Source organism: Anaerolineales bacterium, assembly GCA_022866145.1.
Classification (GTDB): Bacteria; Chloroflexota; Anaerolineae; order Anaerolineales; family E44-bin32; genus PFL42.
Map to the genome: position 1 here is coordinate 1 of JALHUE010000305.1, position 4,127 is coordinate 4,127.

4 protein-coding genes are annotated in these 4,127 nt (G+C 65.6%); all 4 read right to left on the reverse strand.

Annotated elements, in window-relative coordinates:
• On the reverse strand, positions 1 to 327 hold a 327-nt coding region (locus MUO23_09395; GenBank protein MCJ7513166.1), incomplete at its 3' end, for a hypothetical protein.
• 267 nt (positions 328 to 594) lie between these two features.
• Positions 595 to 2,484, reverse strand: coding sequence for a hypothetical protein (locus MUO23_09400; protein ID MCJ7513167.1), 1,890 nt, complete (start codon positions 2,482 to 2,484; stop codon positions 595 to 597).
• Between the two features lie 43 nt (positions 2,485 to 2,527).
• The gene (locus MUO23_09405) at positions 2,528 to 3,292 is read right to left on the reverse strand and encodes an SDR family oxidoreductase (protein MCJ7513168.1); all 765 of its coding nucleotides are present in this window, start codon (positions 3,290 to 3,292) and stop codon (positions 2,528 to 2,530) included.
• Between the two features lie 37 nt (positions 3,293 to 3,329).
• Positions 3,330 to 4,127: hypothetical protein (locus MUO23_09410; GenBank protein MCJ7513169.1), on the reverse strand; the 798-nt coding region annotated here is incomplete at its 5' end.

A 4,127-nucleotide genomic window follows, 5' to 3' on the forward strand; every position in this document is an offset into this window, starting at 1 on the left:
GGTATTCACCGCTACGAAATACGTCGTTGCGAATCCCATCTCAGGGAAGAGGAGATAGACGCGATTCAACCCGAACGTCACTTCATCTCGCAGCGGTGCGAGGTCGGTCCGTCGCAAGCTGGGCCCATTCCCGAGGACGAAGCATCGTTGGCCGCGGTGGACATCCCGGTAATCCTTGAGAGCCCGTACGCTTCGGCTGCGCGAGGTGCTGGCCAGAGCAGCCGCGCGGTGCTGGCCGCGGTTCAGCCACCACCAGTACACGTCAGAACCGACGGCACGGAGGCGCGGCGGCAAGGAGCGCTTCAGCGACTCTTTGGGATTCGTCAAGAGGTCCTCATCCCCGAGCCGAACATTCCCGGCGATGCCCGGGGGTCGGCGGCTGGGCTGACCGGCAAACGTCCGGGTGAATAGAGAGATGCGTTCACGCCACTCACCTCAAGCCTCGGTCGCTCGTCTGGAACCACCCGGACCGAGCCAGCTGCGGGGCAAGCGGGCCGTCGGCGGTCGTCCGTCTTCGTCCCGGAGCCGATGGCCATGGCCACGCTCCGGCTGGCGCAATCGCCGGGCTCTGTCAAGGGTCGGCCCAACCCGATCTCACTCGGCCAGAAACAGGGCGTACTTGTCCACCGTCACCCGCCGAGGCAATCCGCCCCAGGTCTCGTCCTCCGGCGGACATCCCTGGCAGATGACAGCACACGGTGTGAAGTCAGGGTCGGCGAACTTCGCCGATGGCGCGCCGGAGACCAGCCACTCGATCCGAAGATCCTGCCGAGGCGCGCCCAGCATAGACCACAGCGGATACTCGGCGCCATCGCCCAGTAGCGCGATGCCGATCTGCTGACAGGCAGCCTCGAGAACAGGATTCGTCAATCGGGGGTAGAACGACGCCAGGTCCGGGTTGTAGTAGAAGACCTGCTCCAACCGCGGCGCCGTCAAAGTGCTCCTGCTCGGCTCGGCGGCAAGCAGCGGTCGGGAAGCGATACGCGTAAGCCACGGCCAGGCCAGCAGAATCGCCCCCAGGCCCAAGCCTGCAGCTACGGCCGGCGGAAAGGCGCGGCCAAGAACCGCACCGATCAAGGGGCAAGCCAGCATGAAGAACGGCAGGTGCAGGCGGTTACCGAAGATCTGCCACTTGAAGATCAGGGAATACAACAAGACCGCCATCGCCAAGACGAGGGCATAGAGCACAATCTGGCGGGTCATCCTGCGCCAACGCAAGGGGACGAGGACGAAGGTTGCTGCGACCAAAGCGGCGTGCAGCGTGTTGCCGGTGCGGACCTCCGAAAGGCTCATTCCTCCGACCTGGGTCCACTCGCTGAAAGCAGTCGTCCGCCTGTCGTTCGGGTCGATCCCCAGGAACTCATGAGCCCGGTCTACCGCATCGGTCAGCGCGGCACTCACCTTCGGGAACGGCGTTCCCGCGTGCAGGCTGGCGTTTCGAAGCAGGTTTGAGATCACGGTCTGCGGGTCCAGCCGCTGATTGGCGAACAAACGGCTCAGCCCCTCCGGCCCGAGGGCGGAACCGTAAACTTGAAGGTTCCGGTTCCAGTAAGGGAGGAGAACCAGGCCGAAGAGCACCCCCGCCAGGACTGTCGATGAGATGGCTGCGGCCCAGCCTGACCTGCGCGCGGTTCCGATCACGAACCACAGACCGAGCGGCAGCAGCACGAAATAGGCGGTGGGTTTTGTGTTGGCGGCAAGCCCCGCAGCAAGGGCGAACGAGGCGATTGACCCTCGGCTCAACGTGGTCTGCTGCATCCAGAGCAGCTCTCCCACGCAGGCGAGCAGCCACATCCCGACCAGCAGATCCGTCATGGTGCTGCTGGCTTGGATGATGGCCATCGGGAGCGAGACCACGAGGGCTGCGCTTGCCAGCTGTGCAGTCCTCGGCGCTCCCAATCGGGCGGCGACGAAGCTCGCCAAGATCGCGCTGCACACCCACGCCGTCCAGTTGACCAGGTTGACCCAACGATCTCCGGCGCCCAGGACATACGCCTGCAGGAAGCCGATCTCCGCGCCGGGAGGCATGTACAGCTGGCGCTCGATCCCGCTGGCGAACGGCCGCAACGATGCGTTCTGCGCCCAGTGGGCAACCCGGGACATGTGGTAGGTCAGCGAATCCCAGGTCTGGACGGGCGCAGCCCAGGCCACGATCGCCACCAGCAGCACAGCCGCCAGCATCGCAACCAGCAGGACGATGTCGGGCGCAGCCAGCGATGGGGCTAGCTTCCGCAGGCGGTCGTGCCTGGTGCGCCGCATCAGCCAGATGCCGCTCAGCACGATCGGCAGCAGCCAGGCGACGGTCAGCACCGGCCGGGTGACGCCGCCGACCCGACCGACCGCTTCGGTTCCCAGAACCATCGCCGCGCCGATGGCGACAGTCACACGCAGGAAGACCAAGCGCCAGGGCAGGCTCGGCCAGCGGTTGCCAGCTGCCAGCGCAGTCACCGCCAATGCCAGCGGAGGGAGGAGGCCCAGAAGCATTGAAGGAAGCTCGGTCTGAGGGAATCCCGCGGCGACCTGCGGGCTACTCGGTGCTCAGCCGGGCGGTGGCCCCGCCGTCGACCACCAGCGACTGCCCGGTGACGAAAGACGAAAGGTCGGGGTCACACAGGAAGAGAATTGCCTTGCCGATCTCATCCGGCCGACCCACCCGCCCCAGGACGGTCTTCTTCCCCAGGGCTTGCATGCGCTCCTCAACCGAAGAGCCGCTGACGTGTGCCCGACTCAGGCCAGCCCGCAGCATGGGGGTGTCGACTGCTCCCGGCAGGATGGCATTGACCCGCACTCCCTCTCGCCCAAACTCGAGCGCCATCGCCCGGGTGAGAGCCATAATCCCGCCCTTGCTGGCGGCGTAGGCGGCGATGTCCGTCGACGTCGCCAGGGCGTGGACCGAGCTGACGTTGACGATTGCACCCCGGGCGGCCACAAGCAGCGGATAGGCATGGCGGGCGGTGAGGAAGATCGAACGCAAGTTGGCGTTCATCACCTCATCCCACTCCGCCACCGAGGTCTCGATCAGGGGCTTGATGATCTGGATCGCAGCATTGTTGACCAGCGCCTGCAAACCATCGACCTTGGAGGCGAGGTCAGCGAAGAGGGACTCGACGGCCTCGGGTTGAGCGATGTCGGCCTGGACAAACTGCACCTCGGCTGGGAACGCCGCCTCAAGCCGGCGGTCGACCGCCACGACGCGCCACCCGGCGTCGGCCAACACGCCAACGGTTGCCCGGCCAATCCCCCCGGCGGCGCCCGTCACCACTGCAGTCGGTCGGCTAGGTTGGTTTGTCATTGGCTCTCCCCCGCCCTGTCTTCTTGGGTGGCAGCGCCTACGATTCCTGCGCAGGATAGCGCCACGGCTTGCCCAATCCAAGGAACAGGTTCTTGACCGTGTTGACGTGCACCCGCTCCCAGGCTGCCGGGCTGCTGTTGGCATTGTGCGGCGCCAGCAGGACATTGTCCATGCCGCGCAGCGGGCTGCTGGAGGGAAGGGGCTCGGACTCAAAGACATCCAGCGCCGCCCCGCCCAGCTTGCCGCGAACAAGTGCCTCGGCCAATGCCGGCTCGTCGACCACCGGCCCACGGGCGCAGTTGATCAAGAAGGCGCCCGGCCGCGCCCGAGCCAAGCGGGCAGCATTGAGCAAGTGGAAGGACGTCGGATTCAGATCACAGTTCACGCTGACAAAGTCCGACTGATCCAGCAAGACATCGAGGCTGACCATCTCCACCCCGACTTGGGCGATGAAGCCGGGGTCAATCGCGACAATGTCGTTTCCCAGCAGGCGCATGCCGAAGGCCTGCGCCCGGCGCAGAACCGCCCGCCCGCAGTTGCCGACGCCGATGACTCCCAGACTGCACTCATGCAGCGCACGGCCAGGGATCTTCTCCCATCGCCCAGCTTTCATGGCGCGATCCATCCAGATCAGTCTTCGGGCGAAGCACAGGGCATAGCCCATGACCGAGTCGGCCACAGCCTGCGTGAAGGCGTCGGGTGTGTTGTACACCTGGATGCCCAGTTGGGTCGCCGCCTCACGATCGATGGAATCGATGCCCGTGCCCCACTTGGAGATCACTCGCAGTCTGGGTGCGCAAGCTTGGAGAACCCGGGAGGTGAACTGGTCGTCACC